This is a genomic window from Streptomyces sp. NPDC089799, from assembly GCF_040684755.1.
GTDB lineage: Bacteria > Actinomycetota > Actinomycetes > Streptomycetales > Streptomycetaceae > Streptomyces.
Genome location: NZ_JBFBGR010000001.1, coordinates 403,333 through 428,177, shown reverse-complemented (window position 1 = coordinate 428,177; position 24,845 = coordinate 403,333). Strand labels below are relative to the sequence as shown.

The window sequence follows — 24,845 nt, the reverse complement described above, 5'->3', positions numbered from 1 at the left end:
GGAATCCCCGCCACTGGGTACGTACGTTCTCATGACCCATCAGCACGCGAGCGGACATCCGGGCCGGCGTCCGGCCGAAGACACGGGCATCCGCCGGACGGGGCTTCCGGCGGATTCGGCACTTCCGGCGGTTCCGGCGGTTCCGGCCTCGACGTACCGGATCCAGCTGTGTCCGGACTTCCCGCTCGCGTCGGCGCGGGCCGCGGTCCCCTACCTGGCCCGGCTCGGCGTGTCGCACCTGCACCTGTCGCCGGTGCTGGAGGCGGTGCCCGGCTCCACCCACGGCTACGACGTGGTGGACCACGGCCGGGTCCGGGCCGAGCTCGGCGGTGAGACCGCGCTCCGGGAGCTCGCCGCGACGGCCCGGGAGCACGGGCTGGGGCTGGTGCTGGACATCGTGCCCAACCACATGGCGGTGCCGTTCCCGCTGCACCTCAACCGGCAACTGTGGGAGGTCCTGCGGGACGGGCCCGGGTCGCGGTACGCGCGCTGGTTCGACATCGACTGGGAGGCGGGCGGGGGCCGGGTGCTGCTCCCGCTGCTCGCGGACCCGCCGGACGGGGACGCGCCGCCGGAGGCGGACCCGGCGGCCGGGGTGCTGCGGTACGGCCCGCACGCGTTCCCGCTGCGCCCGGGCACGGAGGGCCTTCCGCTGCCGGAACTGGCGGCCGCCCAGTGGTACCGGCCGGTGAGCTGGCGGGAGGCCCGCACCTCCCTCAACTACCGGCGGTTCTTCACCATCGCGGAGCTGATCGGGGTCCGGGTGGAGGACGAGGAGGTCTTCGCCGCCACCCACGCGAAGGTGCTGGAGCTGGTGCGGGACGGGGTGCTGGCGGGGCTGCGGATCGACCACGTGGACGGGCTGGCCGATCCCGCGGGCTACCTCGCCCGGCTGCGGGAGGCCGTCGGCGACCGCTGCTGGGTGGTGGTGGAGAAGATCCTCGCGCGGACGGAGAGCCTGCCGTCCGGCTGGCCGGTGGCGGGCACCACCGGCTACGACGCACTGCACCGGCTGGACGGCGTGTTCACCGACCCGGCGGGCGCGGCGGAGCTGGCCGCCCGCTACCGGACGGCCACCGGCTCCCCCGGCTGGGAGGCGGTGGCCCGCGCCTGCACGGAGTCCGTCCTGGACGTGGACCTCGCCTCGGAACGGGCCGCACTGCGCCGGCTGGCGGCAACCGCCGACGGCCACGGCCCGACCGGCGCGCCCCGGCGGGAGCCGGGCGGGGCGCGCCGGTCGGGCGGGACGGCGGAGCGGGCCCGGCACCCGGGCCCTGCCGGGGATCCGGTCCCTGCCGGGGAGCCCGACTCGACCCGTCACCCGGACCGGGCCGCACTGCCGGGCCCGGCCGGACTGCCAGAGCCGGCCCGTCACCCGGACCCGACCGCACGGCCGGAAGCCGCCGGAGTACCGGACCCTGCCGGGGAGCCGGATCCGGCCCGTCACCCGGACGCGGCCGGACGGCCGGAGTCGACCCGGCACACGGACCCTGCCGGGGAGCCGGACTCGACCCGTCACCCGGACCCGGCCGCACTGCCGGACCCTGCCGGAGTGCCGGACGCGGCCGGGCAACCGGACGCCGCGCTGCGGGCGTTACTGGTCGCCTACCCGGTCTACCGGCCGTACCCGGGCGATGACGGGCTCGCCGCCGAGGCGGTGGTCGCGGCCCGGGAAGCAGCCGGGCCGGGCGCCGTCGACCGTCTGATCGCCCTGCTCGGCGCGTCCCCCGCGTTCGCGGCCCGGTTCGCCCAGACCTCCGCCGCGCTGCGCGCCAAGTCCCTGGAGGACCGGGCGTTCTACCGTTACGCGCCGCTGCTCTCGGCCTGCGAGGTCGGTGGGGACCCCGGCGATCCGGCGGTGTCCGCCCAGGAGTTCCACGCGTACTGCGGGCGGCTGGAACGCGACTGGCCGGCCTCGGGCACGGTGCTGTCCACCCACGACACCAAGCGCAGCGCGGACGTGCGGGCCCGGATCGCCGTGCTGTCGGAGCGGCCGGACGCCCTCCGGATCCCGGACACCGCGACGGACGGCACGGACGGGACGGACGGGACAGGCCGCACGGACGGGACAGCCCCTCCGGACCCGCAGCTGGGCTGGGTCGCCGCCCAGACCTCGCTGGGCTTCGGGGACGCGCCCGAGCGGCGCGAACGCCTGGAGGCAGCCCTGCTGAAGGCGGTACGGGAGGCCGCGCTGCACACCGGCTGGACCGATCCCGACCCCGCCTACGAAGCCACGGTTCCGGACCGCGTCCCCGCCCCGGCCGGCGTACCGGAGGACTTCGGGCGCGCGATCCGGACCAACACGCTCGGCATGACCGCCCTGCAGCTGGCCATGCCGGGCGTGCCGGAGGTCTACCAGGGGTGCGAGACCGAGTGCCGCACCCTCGTCGACCCCGACAACCGGCGGCCGGTCCGCTTCCCCTCGGACGTCCTGGCCCGGCTGGACGCCGGGACGGCACCGGACGGGCTCGCCGGGGAGAAGCTCGCCCTGACCGCCGCCCTGCTGCGGCTGCGCCGGCAGCGCCCGGCGCTGTTCCGCGGCTACGCACCCCTCGCCGCGCGCGGCCCGGCGTCCGCGCACTGCCTGGCCTTCACCCGGGGAGCGGATGCGCTCCTGGTGGCCGTCACCCGCCTCTCCCTCCGCCTCGGCGACGCGGGCGGCTGGCGCGACACCGTGCTCCCCCTGCCCCCCGGCAGCTGGGCTCCGGCGCTGTCCCCCGGCGGCCCCGCCCTGGCGGGCGACGTCCCGCTGAAGTTCCTCCTCGGCCCGAGCCCGGTCGCGGTCCTCCTCCGCATCGCCCGCTGAAAGGCGTTGGCGCCCGGCACGGGCACCGGGAGACCATGAGCGGCCGCCGTCCGGACCCGGTCCGGGCGGCGGCCTTCGCCGTCTTCCGTCCCGGGAGGTTCCCTGTATGACCGCTGTACCGTCCCCGCCACCACCCCTGCCACGGCCCGCGTCTGCGTCCGTGCCCCCGTCCGTGCCCCCGTCCGTGCCCCCGTCCGTGCCCGCCGTCCTGCACGTGTTCGGCGACGGGCCGTTCGCCGAGATCGGCCGGCCCACGGTGGCCGTCGCGGACGACCGGTCCGGGCTGGTCGCCGTGGGCGGTGACCTGGGCCACCTTCAGTGGAGCGGGGGCGGCACCGCGGGCAGCGGGTGGACCGGGCGCCGGATCGGCGTGTACGAGCGGGACGGGCTCCGCTGCCGCCACCTGCTGCGGTCCCGGTACCCGGTGCACTCCCTCGCCTTCCACCCCACGCTCCCCCTGCTGGCGGTCGGCACGGGTGCGTACGACGGCGGCTACTCCTTCGAGGGCGAACTGCTGCTCGTGCACCTGGCCACGGGCGAGGCGGTGTCCGTGCTGCCGCACCCTCGGGAGGTGCTTCGCGTGGAGTGGCCGAGCCCGACCGCCCTGCGCCTGGCCATGGCGCCGACGGACGACTGGGACAACCCGCAGGCGTTCCGACAGGCGCACACCGTCGTGATCGAGCGCGCGGACTGGGGCGTCCTCGGGGAGCGCTTCATCGGTGGGGAGGAGATTCCCGCCCCCGCCGGGCCGTTCGACCGGGAGGACCTCGCCGAGGACGCCCGGCGGCTGCTCGCCGGGCTCGCGGGCGACACCGCCCGGCAGTGGTCCCCGCGCACGCGCGTGTGGGCCGTCGAGGCGATGGCGGACGGCCGGGTCGTCGCCGCCCTGGACGGAGTGCTCGCCGAGGCGTGGCTGCCCCCGGGCGAACGGCAGTGGGCCGTCGAGGACGAGACGGGCGGCCGCCAGTTGGTCCCGGCCGGAGACGGCGCATCGGTGTGGGCGAACGCGGAACGGCGCCGCGTGTACCCGTGGCGGGCGGCGCCCGAGCCGTCGGCTCCGCTGCTCGCGCGGATCTCGGCCGCCGACGGCGAGGTCCTGGAGAGCGTCCCGGTGACGGAATGCGTGACGGTCGCCGCGGGCGGCGGGCGCATCGTCCTGCGGCCGCGGGACGACGGCGATGACTACGAGGAGCCCGGCCGCCTGCTCCTCCTCGGGCCTGACGGGCTCCTCTCGGACGGTCCGGAGATCACCGGCTTCGACGTGTTCAACCACTCCTTCCCGGTCCGCCGCGCCACCCGGCCGTACGTCCTGGTCGGCGCGGACCGGGAGGAGCCGCACAAGGACAAGTGGATCGCGGCCGTTGCCGGCGACGGCACCCTCGGCCCCCTCGTGCCCCACTCCTGGGCCGGGGAGCACCTCTTCGGCGGTCCCGCCGCCGAAATCGGGGAGTCCCTGGTGTACGCGGGCACGGTCCACCACCCGCAGGGCATGCCTCCCGGCAGCGCCTTCGTCGTACGCCGTTCCCTGGCCGACGGCGCCGTGCAGTGGCAGCACCGCGCGGACGCGCCCGCCACCGCCCTCGACACCGACGGCGAACTGGTCCACGTCGCACGGAACGACGGGACCCTGGTGGCGCTGGACGCCGTCGACGGGTCGGTCCGGTGGCGCACCGGACTGCGGGTCCACGGCATGCCCGCGGTCGCGCTGTCCCTGTCGGTGGCGCCGGACGGCGGGCTGGTCGCGGGGACCGCCGACGGGCGGATCCTCCGGCTCGGCCGTGCGGCGGCGGACGTTCGCTAGGGCCTGTCCGGCCCCGATCCGCCGGACGGGCCCCGGCGGAGCAACAGGTCGGTGAAGGCCGCCGCCGCGCCGGTCAGGGGCACCCGGGACCAGACGGCGAGCGGCCGGTGCCAGGGCGGGTCCAGGGACAGCAGGACGCAGTCCTCGCCGACCGCGCCGCGGACCATGTGGGACGGTGCGGCGACGATGCCGACGCCGGCCGCGGCCATCCGTACGGCGGTCGAGGTGTGTTCCGTACGGACCACCGTGCGCGGGGTGTAACCAACCAGTCCGCAGGCCCAGTCGAGCACCGGCTGCCCCTGGACGAGCGGCTCCATGGCACAGCGGATCCAGCCGCGGTCGGAGAGTTCGGCGAGCCGTACGGTGCCCCGGCCGGCGAGGGGGTCGTCGAAGGGAACGACCAGCACGATCTCCTCGCGGCCGAACGGCACGAGCGGGCCGTTCCACTCCTTGGGCTCGGGGCCCACTGCGAGGTCGGCGACCCCGCGGTCGAGCTGCTCCTCCAGCTCCTCCGTGGAGCCGAACTCCCGCACCACCAGCTGCACTCCGGGATGGCCCTCCCGCCAGCGGGCCGCCACCCCGGGGAGCAGGCCGACCGCGAGGGCGTGCACGGTCGCGAGGTGCAGTTCGCCGCCGGCCGCCCCCGCGGCGGCCCGGGCGGCCCGCTCGGCCTGCCGGGCGCTGCGCACGGCGAGCTGGGCGTGGGGCAGGAAGGCGCGGCCCATCGCGGTGAGGCGGACCCCGCGCGGCAGGCGTTCGAGGAGGTCCCCGCCGACCGACCGTTCCAGGGCCTTCACCTGGTGGGACAGCGCGGGCTGGGTGACGTGCAGGGCCTCGGCGGCCCGCGTGAAGGAGGACTCCTCCACCACGCTGAGGAAGTACTCCATCTGACGCAGGCTCATGAGCCGGAGCATAGAGCCGTTGGCATCGGCATAAACAGCGTGCATGGTTCCTACAAGATCATTGCCTTGGACCCATGGCGGTGCCGGACCGCATGGTTGGCGCATGGACACCGACAACACCTCCATCGCCCCGGAATCCGACGTGATCGTGATCGGCGGCGGCACCGGCGGCTACAGCACCGCGCTCCGCGCGGCCGCGCTCGGCCTGGACGTCGTCCTCTTCGAGCGGGACAAGGTGGGCGGGACCTGCCTGCACCGCGGCTGCATACCCAGCAAGGCGATGCTGCACGCGGCCGAGCTGGTCGACGGGATCGCCGAGGCGCGCGAGCGGTGGGGCGTCAAGGCGACCCTGGACTCGGTGGACTGGGCGGCGCTGACCTCCACCCGGGACGACATCGTCTCCCGCAACCACAAGGGCGTGGAGGCGCACCTGGCGCACGCCGGGGTGCGGGTGGTGCGGGCCTCCGCCCGGCTCACCGGGCCCCGGACGGTACGCGCCGAGGACGGTCGGCCGGCCGGCCGGGAGTTCACCGCCCGTCGGGGCCTGGTGCTCGCCACCGGCTCCCGGCCGCGCGTCCTGCCCGGTCTGGAGCCGGACGGCCGGACCGTTGTGACCAGCGACGACGCCCTGTTCGCGCCGGGGCTGCCGGCTTCCGTGCTGGTGCTCGGCGGCGGGGCGATCGGGGTCGAGTACGCCTCCTTCCACCGTTCCATGGGCGCCGGGGTGACCCTCGTCGAGGCCGCGGACCGGCTGGTGCCGCTGGAGGACGCGGACGTCTCCCGGCACCTGGCCCGGGGGCTGAAGAAGCGCGGGATCGACGTGCAGACCGGGGCCCGGCTGGAGTCCTGCCGGCGGACCGGCGAAGGGGTCGTGGCCGTCGTGCGGACCGCCCGCGGCGAGGTCCGCGAGATCTCCGCGGAGCGGCTGCTGGTGGCGGTCGGCCGGGTGCCCGTCACCGACGGGCTGGGGCTGGAGGCCGCCGGTCTGGCCCCCGACGAGCGGGGCTTCGTGCCGCCCGCCGACTGGTCGCGGCTGGAGACCGCGGTGCCCGGCGTGCACGTGGTGGGTGACCTGCTGCCGCCGCCGTCGCTCGGGCTCGCGCACGCCTCGTTCGCCGAGGGCCTGCTCGTCGCGGAGACCCTGGCCGGGGTCCCCTCGGCGCCGGTGGACTACGCGGCCGTGCCGCGGGTGACGTACTCGGCCCCGCAGACCGCGGCGGTCGGGCTCAGCGAGGCGGAAGCGCGTTCCCGTTCGTACGACGTAGTGGTCAATTCGATGCCGCTGACGGCGGTCGCGAAGGGCATGGTGCACGGGCAGGGCGGCACGGTGAAGGTGGTCGCCGAGCGCGACGGCCGGGTGCTGGGCGTGCACCTGGTGGGCCCGCACGTGTCCGAGATGATCGCCGAGAGCCAGCTGATCGTCGGCTGGGACGCGGAACCGGGAGACGTGGCCCGGCACGTCCACGCGCACCCGACGCTGTCGGAGGCGGTCGGCGAGGTCTTCCTCAGCCTGGCCGGGCGGGGGCTGCACCAGCAGTGACCCGGGGGCCGGGGCGCGGCTGTATTCGACCGCGAGCGGGCGGGCGGGCGGGCGCGGCCGTGTTCGACCGTGGGCAGCCGTGTTCGGCCGTGCGCAGCCCTGTGCGGGTCGAACAGGGTTCGCACGCCGACCCGGTGGCACCCCCGCAGTGGTAGCGCGCCCCCGGGGCGGGCAGACCACCACGGTGACCCACATCCCTGACCCGCACTACCCGACACCCCGCGAACTGGCGCTGGCCGGCCGCGCGCTGGCGGACGAACACCCCGGGCTGGTCCGGCTCCGCCGGGTCGGGACCTCCCGGGGCGGACGGCCGCTGTGGCTGCTCTCCGTCGGCGCCGGCGCACACGAGGCCCGGGAGGGCGGCGTGCTCGTCGTGGCCGGGGCGCACGCCAACGAACCCGTCGGCGGGCCCACCGCCCTCGAACTGGCCCGCCGCGTCATCCGCGACCCGGAGTGCCGGACCGGGCGCGGCGGGCGCGGCGGGCGCGGCGGCTGGCACTTCCTGCTGTGCGCGGACCCCGACGGGGCGGCCCTGCACCGCACCCCGCACCCGTACTCGCTGCTCGACTACCACCGGAACTTCTTCCGGCCGCCGGGTCCCGAACAGCCCGAGTGGGCTCCGTCGTTACTGCCCGCGGACCGGCTGCCGCCGGAGACCCGGGTGCTGATCGGCCTGATCGACGAGCTGCGGCCGGTGCTCCAGGTGTCCTTGCACGGCACCGATCTGGGCGGCAGCTGGGTGCAGTTGACCCGGGACGTACCGGGGCTGGCGGAACCGTTCGGGAAGTCGGCGGCGGAGTTGCGGATCCCGGTCGAGACGGGCGCCTCGGACGCCGCCGGCTGGCCCTCACCCGGGCCGGGGATCTTCGTGATGCCGCAGGCGGGCGCCGGGGCGGAAGGGGCCTTCCACCCCGAGGACACCCGGCTGAGCACCTGGTACCACGCACACCGGTACGCGGGGACCACCGCGATCGTCGAGGTCCCGATGTGGGCGAGCGACGCGGTGGACGACCCTGCCCCGCACCCCGATCCGCGGCGGGCGCTGCGCCGGCTGGCGGGACGGCTGGAACGGGACACCGAGCGGGTGGCGGGGGTGCTGGCCGCGAGCCGCGGGGGCCTGCCGGGCGACGATCCGTCGCCGGCGCCGCTGGTGGGGCCGCTGCTGCGGTCGGTGGACTGGACCCTGGGGCTGATCCCGCGGATCACGGCCGAGTGGACGGGGCCGGGGGCGCCGGAGGAGGCGTCCAGGGCGTACGTCGGCAGCCTGGACGCGTTCGGGCGGCGGCTGGCACTGCGCGCTGCGGCGATGCTGCTGCGGGTGCTCCGGGCGGGCGGACATCCGGCCGCACCGGGGCTGGACCTGCTGGTGGCGGAGTGGTGCGACGCCTTCGCCGCACGCTTCGGGGCCCGGTGGGTGCCGGTGGCCACCCAGGTCGAACACCAGGCCCGCACGGTCCTGTCCATTCACCACAGGCTCCGCCCCCACCTCTAGCCACCGCTACCCCTCCGACCTCCTCGCCGCAACGACCGAGAAGGTGTCCGAAAGTGCGCGTCTGATAATCGACCTCGTGACGGTGGGAGTGGAGCGCGGCTGTGCGACGACCGGCAAGGGCTGGAGCGCCGTCACGTCGAGGTGTGAGGGAGCGCATGGTGTCGCTGGTTTCGTCGGATGCTCTGGAGCGCGAGGACAGATTCGACTGGTTCTGCGAGACGGTGTCCAGCGACGTGATGCCCATCGCGCTCAACACCCGGAACGCGGCCGACTTCCACGCGAGCCTCATGTACGTGGACCTCGGCGTGGCACAGCTGTCTTCCGTGACCTGCTCACCGGTCATCTCGCGCCGCACCCCGGCCCATGTCCGGCGCGGCGATCCCGAGCACCTGCAGCTGGCACTCATCACGCAGGGCACCTTGAGGATCTCGCAGCGGGGCAACGAATCGGTGGTCGCGGGGGGCCTCGTGCTCACGGACACCTCGCGACCGAGCGAGGGGGCTTGCACGGGAGGGCAGATCGGGACACTGATGCTGCAGATCCCGCGCCAGGCCCTGCCGCTCGGCTCAGACCGGCTGGACCGTCTCCTGGCCCAGGGCCTGTCCGCGGACACGGGGTCGGGAGCAATCCTCGCCGACTTCCTGAAGTCTCTGGTCGCACGCAGCCCGCACTGTCACCCCGACGAACTGCCCGCCATGGGAGCCGTCGCCCTTGACCTCGCCACCGCGTTCCTCGCGCGACAGCTCGGCGATCCCGGCCAGGCGCCCGCCGAGGCCCGCGCGCAGGAGACCCCGCAGCGGGTCCACCGCTTCATCGAGAACAACCTCGGTGACCCGGACCTGACCCCCCGGCTGATCGCCGACCGGCACAACATCTCCCTGCGGCGTCTGCACACCCTCTTCGGTGACCAGCCCCTGACGGTCGCCGCCCTCATCCGCCAACGCCGCCTGGAGAGCGCCCACAACGACCTCGCACGCCGGGAACTGAGCAGCCGGCCGATCCAGGCGATCGCCGCCCGCTGGGGGTTCCCCACCGCCACCGCGTTCAGCCGCGCATTCCGCGAAACCTACGGCCTCACCCCCACCAAACACCGGGCGCTCTCCTTGGTCACCCCACACTGAGTGCACAGAAACGCGGCACTCAACGCACACCACCGCACGCCGCTCCGGCCTAGATTCACCTCCGGCGACACGGGCCCGGCGTGAACACAATTCACGGGCTACGCACAGATGCGGTGTTGACATGGGACGAGCGTCAGCCGGCACGGGGTGTCTGCCCCTGTTCGTACTGCGCTGAAGCAGTGATCACACCCTTCACGGACTGACCGAGGTGCCGTCTTCGCATGCCCATCACGAAGGTGAGTGGGTGTCATGGGCATGCCTATTCACGGATGCCGTACACAACGACAGACGTGCAATGCGACGCACCCGAGCAGTCGCGCACCGGACCGGCCGACGCCACCGCATCCCGGATACCCCTCGCCACTCCCGGACCGCCCGTTCGGCATGGACAAAAGACGAGGAAGAGAAGCTCATGATTCGACGCATTTCTGCAACGCTGCTTGCCGCGGCATCGCTGCTCGGCGCGGGAGCCGCCCTGGCCGCGCCCGCGCAGGCCGCCTCCTGCACCATCCAGAACGCCTGCCTCTACTCGGACGGCAACTTCACCGGGCACAAGCGGGACGACCTCTACTCCCGTACCAACTGGGGCAACATCACCTACGACGGCACCTCCATCCCGCTCTACCAGGGTGACGGCGTCATCAACAACGTCAGCTCCATCGACAACTGGGACCCGGACACCAGGGTCTCGGTGTTCTACAACTCCGCATACGCCGGACCCTGCTTCAAGATCGCCGCTTACGGCAGCGCGAGCAACTTGGGGAACATCAACATCGGCGTCGGCAGCAGCGCCAACGACAAGATGAACTCGCACAAGTTCGGCGACGCGTGCGTGGGGAACATGTACGACTTCTGATCGCCGAGTCACGGCCACGGCGGGTCGGAGGCCGGCCTACCCCACGGCGCCCATCCGCTCCATCCCGAGACCCCTCCTTCGGGATCAAACGGAACCGGCGGAGCAAAGCGCCTTGAAGCCGCACAACGGCCTCCGTCCCGCCGCACCGGAAGCCCTCCCCTCACACTCGGAATGCCGCCGACCGTGATGGCCGCAATCAGCGCGCGCCGGATTGGCTGATCCACCTACCGAGGTTGGCGGATCGACAGAAGATCGACAGCTTCCAGCCAAGATCACTTCCATTGCATTGAAGATCGACTAGCCTTCGACTTCGCACCTGATGCCCATACATCGTGCACATTGGCGACAGGGGGTTGCGTGGTGCCACTTTCCGCTGCCTCCTTCGCCGGTCATTGACCGTTCATTCGGCATGGATCGAGAACGAGGAAACAGCTCATGATTCGACGCATTTCGGCAATGCTGCTTGCCGCGACATCCCTGTTCGGCGCGGGAGTCGCCATGGCCGCGCCCGCGCAGGCCGACGTCTGCACCCCCGACAACGTCTGTCTCTGGTCGGGCGGCAACTGGACGGGAGACAAGCGGGACGACTACAGCTCCCGCACCAACTGGGCCAACATCACCTACGGGGGTACCAGCCTCCCGCTCTACCGGGGTGACAACGTCGTCTCAAACGTCAGCACCATCGACAACTGGGACATGGACACCAGGGTGTCAGTGTTTTACAACTCCGGATACGCCGGCCCCTGCTTCAAGGTCGAGAAGTACGGAAGGGTGAGCGACATGAGCTACATCACCCTCAGCAGCGGCAAGAACGCCAACGACGTCATGAACTCGCACAGGTTCGGCGACTGGTGCTCTGGTACCACCTACGACTTCGCCTACTGATCCTCGGCTCATGACCACGGTGGGGCGGAGGCCAATTCCGCCCCACCGCACCACCCACTCCAAAGCGGATTGGGAGATCAGCGGCAGAGGGACCGGGTGCCCCACTCCTTTTGCTCGACATCGCATACAAGGAAATAGCTCATGATTCGACGCATTTCGGCAATGCTGCTTGCCGCGGCATCCCTGTTCGGCGCGACCGTCGCCATGGCCGCGCCCGCGCAGGCCGCCCTCTGCACCAGCGACAACGCCTGCCTCTGGTCGGACAGCGGCTTCACCGGACACAAGCGGGACGACTACACCTCCCGCCCCAGCTGGTTCATCTTCTACGACAACAACAACTACAACCGGCTTTACCAGGAAGACGGAGTTGTCGACAACGTCAGCTCCATTGACAACTGGGACCCGGACACCAGGATTTCGGTGTACTACAACTCCGGCTACGCCGGCCCCTGCTTCAAAGTTGAGGCGTACGGCGCCGTGAGCAACTTCGAGCAGATCACCCTTGGTAACGGAATGAAGTCCAACGACCGCATGAACTCGCACAAGTTCAGCAACGAGTGCGTGGCGACCACCTACAACTTCTGATCGTCGGCCCATGACCAAGGTGGGGCGGAGGCCAATTTCACCCCACTGTGTGCCGGATACCTCCCACCAGTTACCAGCCGCTTGTTCGGCATGGAGAAAGAACGAGGAAACAGATCATGATTCGACGCATTTCGGCAATGCTGCTTGCCGCGGCATCCCTGTTCGGCGCGAGCGTCGCCATGGCCGCGCCCGCGCAGGCCTGCACCCCGGACAACGCCTGCCTCTATTCGGACAGCGACTTCTGGGGAATGATGCGGGACGACTTCAGCTCCCGTCCCAACTGGTCCCAGATCTACTACATCGGCGGCCCCGCCCTCTACCAGGGCGACTACCACCTCGACAACGTCAGCTCCATCAGCAACTGGGACTACGACACCAAAATCTCCGTGTTCTACAACTCCGGATACGCCGGTCCCTGCTTCAAGATCGCCGCTTACGGCAACGTGTCCAACATGGCGAACATCTGGCTCGGGGTTGGTGTGGAGGCCAACGACAAAATGAACTCCCACAGGTTCGGCGAAAGTTGCTCGGGGAGCGTGTACAGCTTCTGATCGCCTGCTCATGACCACGGTGGGGCGGAGGCCAATTCCGCCCCACCGCGCACATCCACTCTATCCAGGGGTTCCCTTGCGTTACACGCGTCTCGTCATCGCGGCCGGGGTCGGCATGCTGTTGCTCACCGGCTGCTCAGAGGGCGGCCAGGAAGGTGCCGGCGGTGGCGGCGGCGGTGCCGCTGTCCGGGATGTCGTCACGGAGGCCGACATCGTCCTCCCGGTGTCCGCGTACCTGTTCACCGCCGAGCAGCAGGCGTTGGTGGACAACGCTCACTCCACGCTGGCTGCCGACTGCATGAAGCGGTTCGGCTTCGACTGGCCCGTCAAGAAGGCCGAGGCAGCCAAGGGCGTGAACCGTCGGTACGGCGTGGTCGGCGAGAAGGTCGCCGCCGAGCACGGTTATCACGTGATTGCGTCGGCGGGCGACAGTGAGCACGCCGAAGGCTCCGTGTCCCGCGCGCCCAAGCTTCCGCCCGAGGCGTACATGGTCTACGGCGCGAAGGGCGGCAAGGCCGGCGCGGGCGGCAGTTACCAGGGCAAGGACATCCCCGAGGGCGGCTGCATCGGGGAGGCGGGCCGCAAGCTGGGGCTCGACAAGGTGCAGGACCCCGCAAAGGGCAAGATCGGACTGCTCAGCATCGACTACTCCTCCTTCGGGAAGGCCCAGGCGACGCCGGAGTTCAAGAAGGCGCAGGACGAATGGGTGGCCTGCATGAAGAAGTCCGGCTATCAGCACACCGCGTTCCTGCAGCCCGCCGAGAAGTACGCGGCCCAGGGGAACTCCGCGTCACCGGAGGAGAAGGTCGTGGCCAAGGCCGATGTGAAGTGCAAGCAGGAGACGAAACTCGCCACCGTGCTGCTCCGCGCCGAAACGAAGATCCAGAACGACTACATCGAGCAGAATGCCGCCGGGTTCGCCGAGATCAAGAAGGATCAGGGCGCGGTCATCAAGTCGGCGAACGAGGCATTGGCGAACTGAATGCAGAACGACGAACAGCCCTCCGTGGACGTGGCCGAGGCGGCCGGCGGTAGCGGGGGTAACGGTGGTGACGGTGGTGACGGCGTACGGATCAGGCGTCGTTGGCTCGCCCTGATCGCGGTGGGCGCGGTCGCGCTGACCGGGGCGGGCTTCGGAGCCTCCTTGCTGGTCAAGTCGCCCGCCCAGGCCGCGGCGGACTCCCGGCCCCCCGCGCCGTCCGTGATCACCACTCCGGTCGAGTACCGGGCGCTGGCCTCCTCGATGGTCCTGCGCGGGACGGTGGTCGCCGGGCAGAGCGTGGAGATCGCTCCCGGAGGATCCGCCGATGGAGGCAGTCCCACGGTCTCGAAACTGCCGCTGAAGGCGGGAGACGAAGTACGGGCCGGTCGGCTGCTCGTCGAGATCTCCGGCCGTCCGGTGATCGCGCTCCAGGGCACCGTTCCGCTCTACCGCGACCTCAAGCCCGGTGCCCAGGGCAGTGACGTGGGCCAGCTCCAGGACGCGCTCCAGCGGCTCGGCCACTCCACCTCCCCCGACAACCGGGGGCGTTTCGGCGAGGGCACGAAGGCAGCGGTCAGCAAGCTCTACGACGCGGCCGGGTACGAACCCGTCCCGGTCGGCGGCGCCGAAGGCTCGGCCGCCGTCACCGCCGCCGAAGCCCAGGTGACCTCGTCCGAACGAGCCCTGGACGACGCCAAGGACGCACTGAAGACCGCAGAGAGCGGGTCCAAGTCCGGGTCCAAGTCCGGGTCCGATACGGGCTCGAAGACGGCGGGCTCGACCGCCGGCGCGTCGGGCAAGGCGGAAGGCGGTGCTCGCGATCTGGCGCCGCTCCGCAAGGCGGTCAGCCGTGCCCGGGAGGACCTCGGCACCGCGCGCGAGGGCCTCGTCGCCGCGCGGGCGGCCTCCGGCCCCATGGTCCCGTCCGGCGAGGTGACGTTCCTGGAGAGCTTCCCGGCGCGGGTGCAGGACCTCCCGGTACGGCTCGGCGGGAAGGTGGAGGGAGCCGTGATGACCGTCGCCTCGGGCCCCCTGGTGGTGCACGCCTACGTGCCCGACCACCAGAAGGACCTGATCAGGACGGACCAGAAGGCGGAGCTCCTCTCGGAGACCAACGGCGCCACCGCCGCTGCCTCCGTACGGTCCATCGCCGGCACGCGTACGACGCCACGCACCGATGCCGGCGCGCAGGGCGGCCAGCAGACCGGCGGGCAGACCGGTGTGCAGGCCGACGCGGACGGCTATCTGATGATCGTGGCACCCGGCCGGCCGCTGGAGGCCGAATGGACCGGGCAGAACGTCCGACTGACCGTCCTCGCCGCCACGACCGGCGGCAAGGTCCTGGTCGTACCCGTCAGTGCGGTGTCGGCCGGCGCCGATGGCACCACCGCGGTTACCGTGCTTGAGGACGACGGCAGGCAGCGCCGGGTGCGGGTGAAGCCCGGCACCACCGGCGACGGCAATGTCGAGGTCACCCCCCTGGACGGCAATGCCCTCCGCGAAGGCGACCGGGTGGTGATCGGGGTCCGGGCCGACGGCGCCGTGCAGGGAGGCACCGGATGACCACCTCCCCGACCCCGACCCCGACTCCGTCCCCGGCCCCGTCCGAGCCGACCCCGGACGGGCCGCCCGTCATCCAATTCCGGCAGGTCGGCCTCACCTACCCGGGGCCGCCGCCCGTGGAGGCGTTCCGCCCCAGCGACCTCACCGTCCGCAGGGGCGAGTTCATCACCGTCGTCGGCCCCTCCGGATCGGGGAAGTCCACGTTCCTGAACATCGCCGGTCTCCTCGACACCCCCACCACGGGCAGTTTCCTGCTCGACGGCATCGACACCGGCCGGCTCAAGGACACCCAGCGCACCACCCTGCGCGGACGCCGTATCGGTTTCGTCTTCCAGGCCTTCCACCTGCTGCCGCACCGCAGCGCCCGCGAGAACGTCGAACTCGCCATGGTCTACGGCGGCGTCTCGCGTCGCGAGCGCCCCGAACGGGCCCGCGAGGCACTGGACCGGGTCGGCCTCGGCCACCGCACCGAGGCCCTTCCCACCCGGATGTCCGGCGGCGAGCGTCAGCGCGTGGCCATCGCGCGGGCCCTGGTCGCCCGGCCCTCGCTGCTCCTGTGCGACGAGCCGACGGGAAACCTCGACACCGCCAACGCCGAAGCGGTGCTCCGGCTGCTGGAGACCCTCAACGCCGAGGGCATCACGGTCGTCCTGATTACGCACGACCTGGCCGTGGCCGCCCGCGGCGCGCGGACCATCACCATCCGGGACGGCGTCCTGAGCGAGAGCGAGCAGGTGGGCGCATGCTGAGCCGGACCAACGGAAGGACACGGCACGCCGTGCCCCTCTCCGACATCGGACGCTCCCTGTTCGCGCCCCGCGACCTGTTGGCCGAGGCGCTGGCCGGGATGCTCCAGCGCCCCGCCCGCTCCGCCCTCACCATGCTCGGCACCGTCCTGGGCGTCGGCGCCTTCGTCGCCGTTCTCGGCCTGACCGCCACCGCCTCCTCGCAGATCGACGACCGCTTCAACGTGCTCTCGGCGACCGAGGTGACGGTCGAGGACATCGCCCGGGAGCAGGACAAGTTCGCCGACCCGGCGTTCCCCGACGACGCCACCGACCGCGTCGAGCGGCTCAACGGGGTGCGGCACGCCGGCGTCCTGTGGACGGTCAAACCCCGGCGCAACGCCGCCGAACTCGCCGTCACCGCAGCCCCGGTGGGCGACCCCGGAGGGCAGGCCCTCACCATCGTGGCCGCCGCCCCCGCCGCCCTGCGCGCAGCCGAACCCCGGCTCTCCCAGGGCAGGCTCTACGACGACTTCCACGCCGGCGCCCGCCAGCGCGTCACCGTGATCAGCTCGGGCATCGCCGCCCGCCTGGGGATCACCACGCTGGAGACCAAGCCGGCGATCTTCATCGGCGGGCAGCCGTTCACCGTCATCGGCATCGTCGAGGACGCCCAGCGCCAGCCCGACGTACTGCTCTCCGTACTGGTACCCCAGACCACCGCGGTCGAGATGTGGGGACGACCCGCCGAGGGCGCCAGGATGCTCATCGCCACCGACCTGGGAGCCGCCCGCCAGGTGGCCGGGGAAGCCCCCACGGCACTGCGCCCCGACCACCCCGAGTACCTCAAGGCGGTTCCGCCGCCCGACCCCAAGAGCCTGCGGACCTCGGTGACCTCCGACCTCCAACAACTCTTCCTGCTGCTCGCCGGGGTGTGCCTGGTCATCGGAGCGGTCGGGATCGCCAACACCACACTGGTGGCGGTCCTGGAGCGCACCGGGGAGATCGGCCTGCGCCGTGCCCTCGGCGCACAGCGGCGGCACGTCACCGCCCAGTTCCTCGCCGAGTCGGGCACGCTGGGCGCGTTCGGCGGACTCATCGGGACGACCCTCGGCACCGTGGCCGTCCTGGTGGTGGCGCTGATCAGGGACTGGACGCCGGTCATGCACCCGCTGACCCTGGCCACCGCCCCGCTCATCGGTCTGGCGACCGGCGTCGTGGCCGGGATCTACCCGGCCCGGCGTGCGTCGTCCGTACAGCCGGCCGAAGCCCTTCGAGGCTGACGCGGGGCGGGGTGTGCGGATGTTCGCGCACGCCCCGTCCCGACGGTGCGTTCCGGGAGCGCCCGTGGTGCGGCTACCGCAGGGCCATGGGCGCGAGTCCGAGGGCGGCCAGTGCGGACGCGCCGGTGGTGGCGTGCTCGCCTCCGGCGAGCAGCAGCGTGCGCGCCCACTGGTAGCGGCAGCCGGCCGCGTCGAACGCCGCCGCGGTCGCCGGCAGCCGTGCCGGATCGCCGTCGAGCAGCGCCTCCGCGCGGTCCACCAGGGCGGTGGCGACGGGGTTCCCGGCGACCACGGCCCGGGCGGTGGCGACCCGGGCCCGGGCGTCCGGGTGCCCGGCGAGGACCGCCGCCTCCGCCCGGAGCGCCTCGTACCAGTGCAGCCAGACCCAGCAGACCCACTTCCACACCTGCTCCGGCTCGGGCGCCACGCGGTCCAGGGCCGCGTGTGCGTCCCCGTGGTGGAGCAGGACCATGGCGTCGAAGACGGCGCCGTGGCCGTGGCGGTGGTCCTCCTTGCCGCCCGCCCGGTCGGTGATCGCGAGCCAGGTGGCCCGGGCCTCGTGGTCACCGCGCAGACCGTGGACCATCGCGACGGCCGCGGCGGCCGGGCCGAGCGAGAACGACCGCTGCCGGCCGGTCGTCTCCCATGCGTCGAGGAAGCGCACGCTGCCCGTGAGCACCTCGTCGGCACGGCCCGCGAACGCGTCCGCGACCAGCAGCCAGGACGTGGCGTGGTCGCCCACGTCGGCGAGTTGGGGCTGGTCCGCGAGCCGGGCTCCCCACCGGCGGGCCGCCGACAGCTCGCCCGCGCCGACGGCCGTCGCGGCGGCCATCGCAAGGGCGTCGATCAGTTCGTGGGTCCGGGCGGGGGTGCTCGGTGCCGAGGCCAGGACGTCGATCCGGTCCCGGGCGGCGGCCGCGGCGGCGAAGGTCTCGCCGGCCCAGCTCTGGGCGCCGGAGAGCGCGTCGAGGGCGGCGGACCGTGCCACCGGGTCGTCCGCGCGCCGGGCCAGTTCGACGGCCCGTTCGGCGCATGCGACGGTGTCCGGCGCGGCGTTGTCCGGGGCCCCCTGGACCGCGCCGAACGCGTCCGCGACCACGGCGGCCTCGGCCAGCGCGAGCGCGGCCACGGCGGCCGGGTCGTCCTCACCGGCCAGCCCGCGCGCCTCCGCGAGCAGGCCGCTCACCTCGTCCACGGGCGGCACCCGTTCGAACGTGCTGGAGAAGCGGTACGCGGCCGTGGCTGCGGCCGCCAGGTCGCGGGCGGCCCCGGCGGTGTCCCCGGCCCGGCGGGCGGCTTCGGCGGCGGCCCTGTGCAGGCGGTACATGTCGTCGCCGAGCCTGCGGCACCCGGCCACCCCGGCGGCCTGCCGCAGCGCGGCCGCGGCGCAGGCGTTCGCCTTCGCCTTCGCATCGGCGTCCGCGTCCACGCCTGCCCCTGCATCTGCATCTGCGTCGGCGTCCACAGCGAGCAAGGCCGCCTGCTCGTAGCGCTGTTGGGCCTCACCCAGCAGATTCCGGGGGAAGGCCAGCTCGGCCAGGCGGAGGGCGAGGCGGTACGCGTCCGCGCGCTGCTCCGGCCGGCCGGCCGCCCAGGTCAAGGCGGCCCGCAGGTCCTCCGCGACCGCGTCGAACCCGGCCCGCCCGTCCGGGCCGCCGTCCTCCCGGAGGCCGTCCTCCCGGAGGTCGTCCGCACCGGCCAGGCACCAGGCCAGGTGGCGCGATCGGACACCGTCGAGCTCACCGGCTTCACCGAGCCGCTCCGTGCCGTACTGGCGAAGGGTCTCCAGGGCCTGGTAGCGGGTGCCGGCCGTGGACGGCGTCACGGCGAGCAGGCTCTGCTCTGCGAGCCGGCCGAGCCCGTCGGCGACCGCGGCCGCCTCCAGCGGGGCGAACCCGGCCACCTCGGCGGCCGCCTCGGCGGTGAACGGGGCGACGAACGCCGACACCCGCCGCAGCAGGGCCCGGTCCTGCGGTTCGAGCAGGTCGTGGCTCCAGTCGAGGACGGCCCGCACCGACCGGTGCCTGCCGTCGGCACGGGGGCCGCCGGCGAGGATCCGGAGCTGGTCGGAGAGGCCGGACGTCAGGCCGTCCAGACCGAGCGTGGACCACCGTGCCGCCGCCAGTTCGATGGCCAGCGCCATGCCGTCGAGTCGTTCGCAGAGGGCCGCGATCCGGTCGTGTTCCGCCGGGGCCGGGGCCCTTCCGACCGCCGCCGCCCGCTCCAGGAACAGGGCGACCGCCTCCGACCCGCCGCCGCCGACCCGTGACAGCGGCGGTACCGGGAAGACCCACTCGAACGGCACCATCAGCCGGGCCCGGCTGGTCGCGAGCACCCGTATCCCCGGGCAGGCCACGAGCAGCCGTTCCAGGAACGGCGCCACCCCGTCGCGCACCTGCTCGCAGTTGTCCAGCACCAGCAGCGCCTGACGGTCCGCCAGGGCGGCCACCAGTGCGTCGTCGATGCCGCGGCCGGGCTGCTCACCCACACCCATGGCCGCCGCGACCGCCGCGCCCACCCGCCCCGGATCGGCGACCGGGACCAGGTCGACGAAGCACACCCCGTCGGCGAAGTCGCCGGCCACCCGGGCCGCTACCGCCAGTGCGAGCCGCGTCTTGCCCACCCCGCCCAGACCGACGGCGGTCACCAGCCGACGCTCCGTCACTGCCGTTGTCAGTTCCGCGCGTTCGCGCGCCCGGCCGACGAACGCCGTCAGCGGCGCCGGCAACGCGGCTGCCGGGCGCGCCCGCTCGGCACGCGGCGGTTCGGTGCACTGCGGTTCGGCAGGCGGCGGTTCGGGGGCGCGCCGGGACAGGGCCCGCCGGTCCGGCGCCTCCAACTTCCGCAGCAGCGAGGAGACGTGCGACTCGACCGTCCGTACCGAGATGAACAGCCGGGCGGCTATCTCCGCGTTGCTCAGGTGCTCCCCGAGCAGAGCGAGCACGTCGGCTTCCCGGGCGGAGATCACTGGAGTGGACACCGGGTCATTATGCGTAGTGCCCTCCGTGATCCGTAGTGCTTTCCGTGGTGAGCACGGAGGCGCTCCGTACCCCGGCCGGGAGAGGCTGTGACCACAGCGAACGGCCCGGCGGACGACCGGGCCGATCGGAACCCGCGACCACAGGAGTGACCGTGACCGGCTCTGCCACCCAGGGGATCAAGACCGTGCTGCATCCCGTGTCCGACCTCGCCCAGGCCAAGGCCGTGTACGCCGCGCTGCTCGGTGTGGAACCGCAGACCGACGGACCGCACTACGTCGGCTTCGAGGCCGCCGGCCAGCACATCGGCCTCCTCCCGGGCGGCGGGCCGCAGGGCCTGACCACGTCGCTGGCCTACTGGCACGTGCCGGACATCGAGGCGAAGCTCGCCGAGGTGACCGCCGCGGGCGCCACCGTCAAGGATCCCGCGCACGACGTCGGCGGCGGCCGCCTGGTGGCCACCCTCATCGACCCCGACGGCAACCTCCTGGGGCTGGTGCAGGACCGGTGAGCGCCCTTCCCCGCTCCCGCGCAGAGCGCCGTCGTGACACCGAGCACCGGCTCGCCACCGACGTCGACGTCTGGGTGGCCAGTGCCTCGGCGGACGGCTCGCCCCATCTGGTGCCGCTGTCCTTCGACTGGGACGGCGAGGCGCTCCTGGCGGCCACCCCGGCGCACAGCCCCACCGGCAGGAACCTGGACGCGACCCGGACCGCCCGGCTCGCCCTCGGCCACACCCGCGACGTGGCCATGATCGAAGGCGACGTCGAGGTCCTCGACATCGACGCACTGCCCCCGCACCTGGGCGACCGGTTCGCCGCACGCACCGGCTTCGACCCGCGCTCGCTGACCGCGACGTACCGCTGGTTCCGCATCACCCCTCGCCGCGTCCAGGCCTGGCGGGAGGAGAACGAGCTGACCGGCCGCGAGCTGATGCGCGAGGGCCGCTGGCTGGCCTGACGCCCGGCCCGGTCCCGCCCCGCCCCGTCCCACGATCCACTCGTCCAGACCTTCACATCCAGAAACCTCAAGGGAGATCCACCATGAGCAGCACCGACGCCGGCACGCACCAGGGATTCACGGCCGAGGAGCGGGCCGCGATGAAGGACCACGCGCAGGCGCTCAAGAAGGCGTCGGCGCGGCGCGGCACGGCCGCGGAGAAGGCTGCGGAGGCGGAGCGGGATGTGCTCGCGAAGATCGCCGAGATGCAGGACTCGGACCGGATCATGGCCGAGCGCGTCCACGCCGTCGTCACCGCCGCCGCCCCGGCCCTCGCACCGAAGCTCTGGTACGGGATGCCCTCCTACGCGCTGGACGGCAAGATCGTCTGCTTCTTCCAGTGTGCGGAGAAGTTCAAGGCGCGCTACGCGACCCTCGGGTTCAGCGACCAGGCCAAGCTGGACGACGGCCCGATGTGGGCGGCCGGCTTCGCCCTGACCGAGGTGACCCCGGAGGTGGAGGAGCGGATCGCCGCACTGGTCAAGCAGGCGGTGGCCTGAGGCGCGCTAGGGCCTGTCCGGCCCCGGTCCACCGGACAGGCCCCGGTCGCCGACCGGCCACGCGTAGCGGAGCTTCGGCAGGGCCCGGGCGCCCAGGCGGTCGTAGAAGCGGACGGCGCCCTCGTTCCAGTCGGGGGTCTGCCACTGGACCTGGTCCAGGCCGAGGTCGCGGGCAAGGGCGGCCACCGCCGTCATGAGGGCTGCGCCCAGGCCGTGGCCGCGGGCGCCCTCGGCGAGGTACAGACAGTCCATGTGCAGGTACTCGCGGGCGTCCCAGAACGCGAACTCGGCCGAGCAGGCGGCGTATCCGTTCACCTCGCCGTCCGGCGTCACGCCGAGCAGCACCCACAGCCGGGCGTCCTCGGCGAACAGCCTCGGCCCGAGCCGGTCCGCCAGGCCGGCGGGCCGGGGCGCGGACTTCTCGTAGGCGACGTGCTCGTGGACGAGCTCGACGATCCGGGGCAGGTCTTCGGGGCGGGCCCGGCGCACGCTGTGCGCGGGCTGCCCGGAGGGGGTTCTGGCGGAGCCGGTGGTGGTCATGTCCGCCATCCTCCGCCACGGAGGCCTGATCGCGGTGGTCGTGATGGCCATAGTGGCCGTGGTGGCCGTGGTGGCCGTGGTGGTCCTGATGGGCGTGGCGGTCCTGATGGTCGTGGTGGTCGTGGTGCCGGACGGCGGCCTCAGCGGGCGGAGAGCCGGAAGGACATGCGCCCGAAACTCACCTGGTCGCCGTCGCGGACGACCGCGGAGCCGGTGAGCCGCTGCCCGTTGACCGTGGTGCCGTTGGTGGAGCCGAGGTCGCGCAGCACCCACAGCCCGTCCCGCAGGCTCAGTTCGGCATGGCTCCGCGACACCGTCTCGTGGGTGAGCCGCAGGCCGTTGCCCGGATCCCGGCCGATCCGCAGCGGAGCCCCGCCCGGAATCGGCAGGAGCAGCTTCGGCAGTCGTTCGGCGTGCCAGGCGCGCCGGATGCCGACGCTGACGGCGGACACCCGCCCCACCCAGCCGAACAGCCTGCGCGTCCAGGGGCTTTCGCCGCCGCCCCGGGTTTCGAGATCGGCGGTCAGCACCGCCAGGTCCTCGGAACGCCGCGCCACCAGCGCGAGTTCCATCCGGCGCAGGAAGGTGTCGTGCGAGAGCTTCCCCTCGGCGGCGCCGTCGCGCAGCAGGCCCAGCGCCCGGTCGCGCTCGGCGTCGGACAGCCGCGGCGCGGGGTAGGCGGGCAATTCGAAACTGGACGTCACAGGGTGATTGTCGGCCCGTCGGGGGCGGAGTGTCCAGAACTCCCCCGTCCGGCCGGGAATGATGGGGCTGAATGCGGGCCCGGACGACGGCCCGCATGCCGGTCACCACCGGCCCCGATGACCACGAGGGGACCGTCCGTGCAGTTCGAGGTGTGGGCGCCGTACGCGGCGCGCGTGGACATGCGGCTCAACGAGGGCACCGTCCCGATGGAGCGCGACCCGGGCCGGGACGGCTGGTGGCTGGCCGACGCCGAGGCCGCCGAGGGGGACCGGTACGGGTTCCTGCTCGACGGCGGCCCGGCGGTGCTGCCCGACCCGCGGGGGCGGCGGCTCCCGGACGGGCCGGACGGCCTCTCCGCGGTGACCGCGGTCACGGCGCCGCCCCCCGCACCCGTACCCGCCGCCGACGCACCCGGCTCCGGGCCGTCGGGCCTGCCGCCGGTCTCGTACGCGCCGCGGCGCCGCGTCCCCCTGCAGGACGCCGTCCTCTACGAACTCCACATCGGCACCTACACCCCCGAGGGCACCTTCGACGCCGCCGCAGCCCGCCTGGGCCACCTCGTCTCGCTCGGCGTCACGCACGTCGAGCTGATGCCCGTGTGTCCGTTCCCCGGCCGGCACGGCTGGGGCTACGACGGGGTGGCCCCCTGGGCGGTGCACGAGCCGTACGGCGGCCCGGAGGGGCTGGACCGGTTCGTGGCGGCCGCGCACGGGCACGGCCTGGGGGTCGTCCTCGACGTGGTCCACAACCACCTCGGCCCGTCGGGGAACCATCTCCCCTCCTTCGGGCCGTACTTCACCGACACCCACCACACCCCGTGGGGTGCGGCGGTCAATCTGGACGCCCCCGGCTCGGACGAGGTCCGGGCGTACTTCATCGGCTCCGCCCTCGCCTGGCTGCGGGACCACGGCATCGACGGCCTCCGGCTGGACGCGGTGCACGCGCTGGCCGACGGCCGGGCGGTGACCTTCCTGGAGGAGCTGGCGGAGGCGGTGGACGCACTGGCCGCCGAGACCGGCCGCCCGCTGTTCCTGATCGCCGAATCCGACCGGTGCGACCCGCGTACGACGACCCCCCGCGAGGCCGGCGGAACGGGTCTGCACGCCCAGTGGAACGACGACTTCCACCACGCCCTGCACTGCGCGCTGACCGGCGAGGACCAGGGCTACTACGCCGACTTCGCCGCGGCGCCCCTCGCCGCCCTGGCCAAGGTGATCACGCGGGTGTTCTTTCACGACGGCACCTGGTCGTCCTTCCGGGGCCGCAGCCACGGCCGCCCCGTGGACCGCCGCCGCACCCCCGCCCACCGCTTCCTCGGCTACTCCCAGACCCACGACCAGATCGGCAACCGGGCACTGGGCGACCGCCTGTCCGCGTCGCTCCCGCCGGGCCTGTCGGCCTGCGCCGCGGCCCTGACCCTGACCGGCCCGTTCGTCCCGATGCTGTTCATGGGCGAGGAGTGGGGCGCCCGCACCCCCTGGCAGTACTTCACCGACCACGTGGACCCGGCCCTCGGCGATGCCGTACGGGCGGGCAGGCGCCGGGAGTTCGCCGCGCACGGCCGGTCCGAAGCGGACGTCCCCGACCCGCAGGACCCGGCCACGCGCGACCGCTCCTGCCTGGACTGGACGGAACCGGACCGGGAGCCGCACGCCCGGCTGCTGGCCTGGTACCGCACCCTGATCGCGCTCCGCCGCACCCAGCCGGACCTCCGCGATCCGGACCTGGGCGCGGTCCGGGTCGCCTTCGACGAGGAGCGCCGCTGGCTCACCTTCCGGCGCGGTGACATCCGCATCGCGGTCAACCTCTCCCCCGAGCCGGTCACCATCGCCCTCGGCCGCAACGGCGTCCGCGTACTGGCCGCCTGGGACCCGGTGGACCACCCCGGCCCCGACGGCCGTGTCCACCTCCCGCCCGAGTCGGCGGTGATCCTGGGCCCTTGATCCGCCCGCGCCGGGAGACCGGCGGGCGGAGGGCACGGGGCGGGCGGAGGGCCGACGGGCGCGCGGAGGGCGGTGTGCCGACGGGCGA

At 73.2% G+C, this 24,845-nt stretch carries 21 protein-coding genes; 17 read left to right on the top strand and 4 right to left on the bottom strand.

All coding sequences use genetic code 11. The features are described from left to right. Window positions 1-31 precede the first annotated feature (31 nt). Both AB0O36_RS01640 and AB0O36_RS01635 read left to right on the top strand, forming a co-directional pair. A complete protein-coding gene (locus AB0O36_RS01640) occupies window positions 32-2,806 on the top strand; it encodes an alpha-amylase family glycosyl hydrolase (protein ID WP_365102466.1) in 2,775 nt (924 codons plus the stop codon). 160 nt (window positions 2,807-2,966) lie between these two features. After that, window positions 2,967-4,607, top strand: a complete 1,641-nt coding sequence (locus AB0O36_RS01635) for a PQQ-binding-like beta-propeller repeat protein (protein WP_365102463.1) — start codon at window positions 2,967-2,969, stop codon at window positions 4,605-4,607. On the opposite strand, the gene AB0O36_RS01630 is transcribed toward AB0O36_RS01635, so the two are convergent. Beyond that, window positions 4,604-5,509 (bottom strand): LysR family transcriptional regulator, encoded by a 906-nt coding sequence (locus AB0O36_RS01630; protein WP_365102460.1) that lies wholly within the window; start codon window positions 5,507-5,509, stop codon window positions 4,604-4,606. The genes AB0O36_RS01635 and AB0O36_RS01630 overlap by 4 nt on opposite strands. A gap of 103 nt (window positions 5,510-5,612) precedes the next feature. On the opposite strand from AB0O36_RS01630, the gene lpdA reads away from it, so the two are divergent. The 11 genes from lpdA to AB0O36_RS01575 all read left to right on the top strand — a co-directional run bounded on the left by lpdA (window position 5,613) and on the right by AB0O36_RS01575 (window position 17,092). Beyond that, window positions 5,613-7,049 carry a dihydrolipoyl dehydrogenase gene (gene lpdA / locus AB0O36_RS01625; RefSeq protein WP_365102457.1) on the top strand — a complete coding sequence of 479 codons (1,437 nt, stop codon included), beginning with the start codon at window positions 5,613-5,615 and terminating at the stop codon, window positions 7,047-7,049. A 184-nt stretch (window positions 7,050-7,233) separates the two neighbouring features. Next, on the top strand, window positions 7,234-8,541 hold the full coding sequence (locus AB0O36_RS01620; protein ID WP_365102454.1) for a M14 family zinc carboxypeptidase: 1,308 nt from the start codon (window positions 7,234-7,236) through the stop codon (window positions 8,539-8,541). Between the two features lie 155 nt (window positions 8,542-8,696). After that, the gene (locus tag AB0O36_RS01615) at window positions 8,697-9,662 is read left to right on the top strand and encodes a helix-turn-helix domain-containing protein (protein ID WP_365102451.1); all 966 of its coding nucleotides are present in this window, start codon (window positions 8,697-8,699) and stop codon (window positions 9,660-9,662) included. A 412-nt stretch (window positions 9,663-10,074) separates the two neighbouring features. After that, on the top strand, window positions 10,075-10,518 hold the full coding sequence (locus AB0O36_RS01610) for a peptidase inhibitor family I36 protein (protein ID WP_365102448.1): 444 nt from the start codon (window positions 10,075-10,077) through the stop codon (window positions 10,516-10,518). Window positions 10,519-10,953: 435 nt separating this feature from the next. After that, window positions 10,954-11,403 (top strand): hypothetical protein, encoded by a 450-nt coding sequence (locus AB0O36_RS01605; RefSeq protein ID WP_365102446.1) that lies wholly within the window; start codon window positions 10,954-10,956, stop codon window positions 11,401-11,403. Between the two features lie 141 nt (window positions 11,404-11,544). Further along, entirely contained in the window at window positions 11,545-11,988 is a 444-nt protein-coding gene (locus tag AB0O36_RS01600; RefSeq protein ID WP_365102443.1) for a peptidase inhibitor family I36 protein, read from the top strand. Between the two features lie 116 nt (window positions 11,989-12,104). Further along, complete coding sequence (locus AB0O36_RS01595; protein WP_365102441.1) at window positions 12,105-12,539, top strand: peptidase inhibitor family I36 protein; 435 nt, start codon at window positions 12,105-12,107, stop codon at window positions 12,537-12,539. 76 nt (window positions 12,540-12,615) lie between these two features. Beyond that, window positions 12,616-13,521, top strand: coding sequence for a hypothetical protein (locus AB0O36_RS01590; protein WP_365102438.1), 906 nt, complete (start codon window positions 12,616-12,618; stop codon window positions 13,519-13,521). Then, a complete protein-coding gene (locus AB0O36_RS01585; RefSeq protein ID WP_365102435.1) occupies window positions 13,522-15,084 on the top strand; it encodes a peptidoglycan-binding protein in 1,563 nt (520 codons plus the stop codon). Next, window positions 15,081-15,833 carry an ABC transporter ATP-binding protein gene (locus AB0O36_RS01580; protein WP_365102432.1) on the top strand — a complete coding sequence of 251 codons (753 nt, stop codon included), beginning with the start codon at window positions 15,081-15,083 and terminating at the stop codon, window positions 15,831-15,833. The genes AB0O36_RS01585 and AB0O36_RS01580 overlap by 4 nt, the downstream gene beginning before the upstream one ends. Further along, on the top strand, window positions 15,827-17,092 hold the full coding sequence (locus AB0O36_RS01575; RefSeq protein WP_365102429.1) for an ABC transporter permease: 1,266 nt from the start codon (window positions 15,827-15,829) through the stop codon (window positions 17,090-17,092). The genes AB0O36_RS01580 and AB0O36_RS01575 overlap by 7 nt, the downstream gene beginning before the upstream one ends. A 73-nt stretch (window positions 17,093-17,165) precedes the next feature. On the opposite strand, the gene AB0O36_RS01570 is transcribed toward AB0O36_RS01575, so the two are convergent. After that, window positions 17,166-20,072, bottom strand: a complete 2,907-nt coding sequence (locus AB0O36_RS01570; RefSeq protein ID WP_365102426.1) for a LuxR C-terminal-related transcriptional regulator — start codon at window positions 20,070-20,072, stop codon at window positions 17,166-17,168. Window positions 20,073-20,224: 152 nt separating this feature from the next. Between AB0O36_RS01570 and AB0O36_RS01565 the strand changes: the two genes are divergently transcribed. The 3 genes from AB0O36_RS01565 (at window position 20,225) to AB0O36_RS01555 (ending at window position 21,569) form a co-directional block, all read left to right on the top strand. Further along, window positions 20,225-20,581, top strand: coding sequence for a VOC family protein (locus AB0O36_RS01565; RefSeq protein ID WP_365102423.1), 357 nt, complete (start codon window positions 20,225-20,227; stop codon window positions 20,579-20,581). Further along, window positions 20,578-21,030 carry a pyridoxamine 5'-phosphate oxidase family protein gene (locus AB0O36_RS01560; protein ID WP_365102420.1) on the top strand — a complete coding sequence of 151 codons (453 nt, stop codon included), beginning with the start codon at window positions 20,578-20,580 and terminating at the stop codon, window positions 21,028-21,030. The genes AB0O36_RS01565 and AB0O36_RS01560 overlap by 4 nt, the downstream gene beginning before the upstream one ends. Window positions 21,031-21,113: 83 nt before the next feature. Further along, window positions 21,114-21,569: a hypothetical protein gene (locus AB0O36_RS01555; RefSeq protein WP_365102417.1), complete on the top strand. Its 456-nt coding sequence runs from the start codon at window positions 21,114-21,116 to the stop codon at window positions 21,567-21,569. Window positions 21,570-21,575: 6 nt separating this feature from the next. Here the strand turns inward: AB0O36_RS01555 and AB0O36_RS01550 are convergent, their stop codons facing one another. Beyond that, window positions 21,576-22,109 (bottom strand): GNAT family N-acetyltransferase, encoded by a 534-nt coding sequence (locus AB0O36_RS01550; RefSeq protein ID WP_365102414.1) that lies wholly within the window; start codon window positions 22,107-22,109, stop codon window positions 21,576-21,578. A gap of 140 nt (window positions 22,110-22,249) precedes the next feature. Next, a complete protein-coding gene (locus AB0O36_RS01545) occupies window positions 22,250-22,813 on the bottom strand; it encodes a DUF1707 and FHA domain-containing protein (RefSeq protein ID WP_365102411.1) in 564 nt (187 codons plus the stop codon). A 138-nt stretch (window positions 22,814-22,951) separates the two neighbouring features. Here AB0O36_RS01545 and treZ point away from each other — a divergent pair, with 138 nt between their 5' ends. Beyond that, the gene (gene treZ / locus AB0O36_RS01540; RefSeq protein WP_365102558.1) at window positions 22,952-24,757 is read left to right on the top strand and encodes a malto-oligosyltrehalose trehalohydrolase; all 1,806 of its coding nucleotides are present in this window, start codon (window positions 22,952-22,954) and stop codon (window positions 24,755-24,757) included. Window positions 24,758-24,845: the final 88 nt, after the last annotated feature.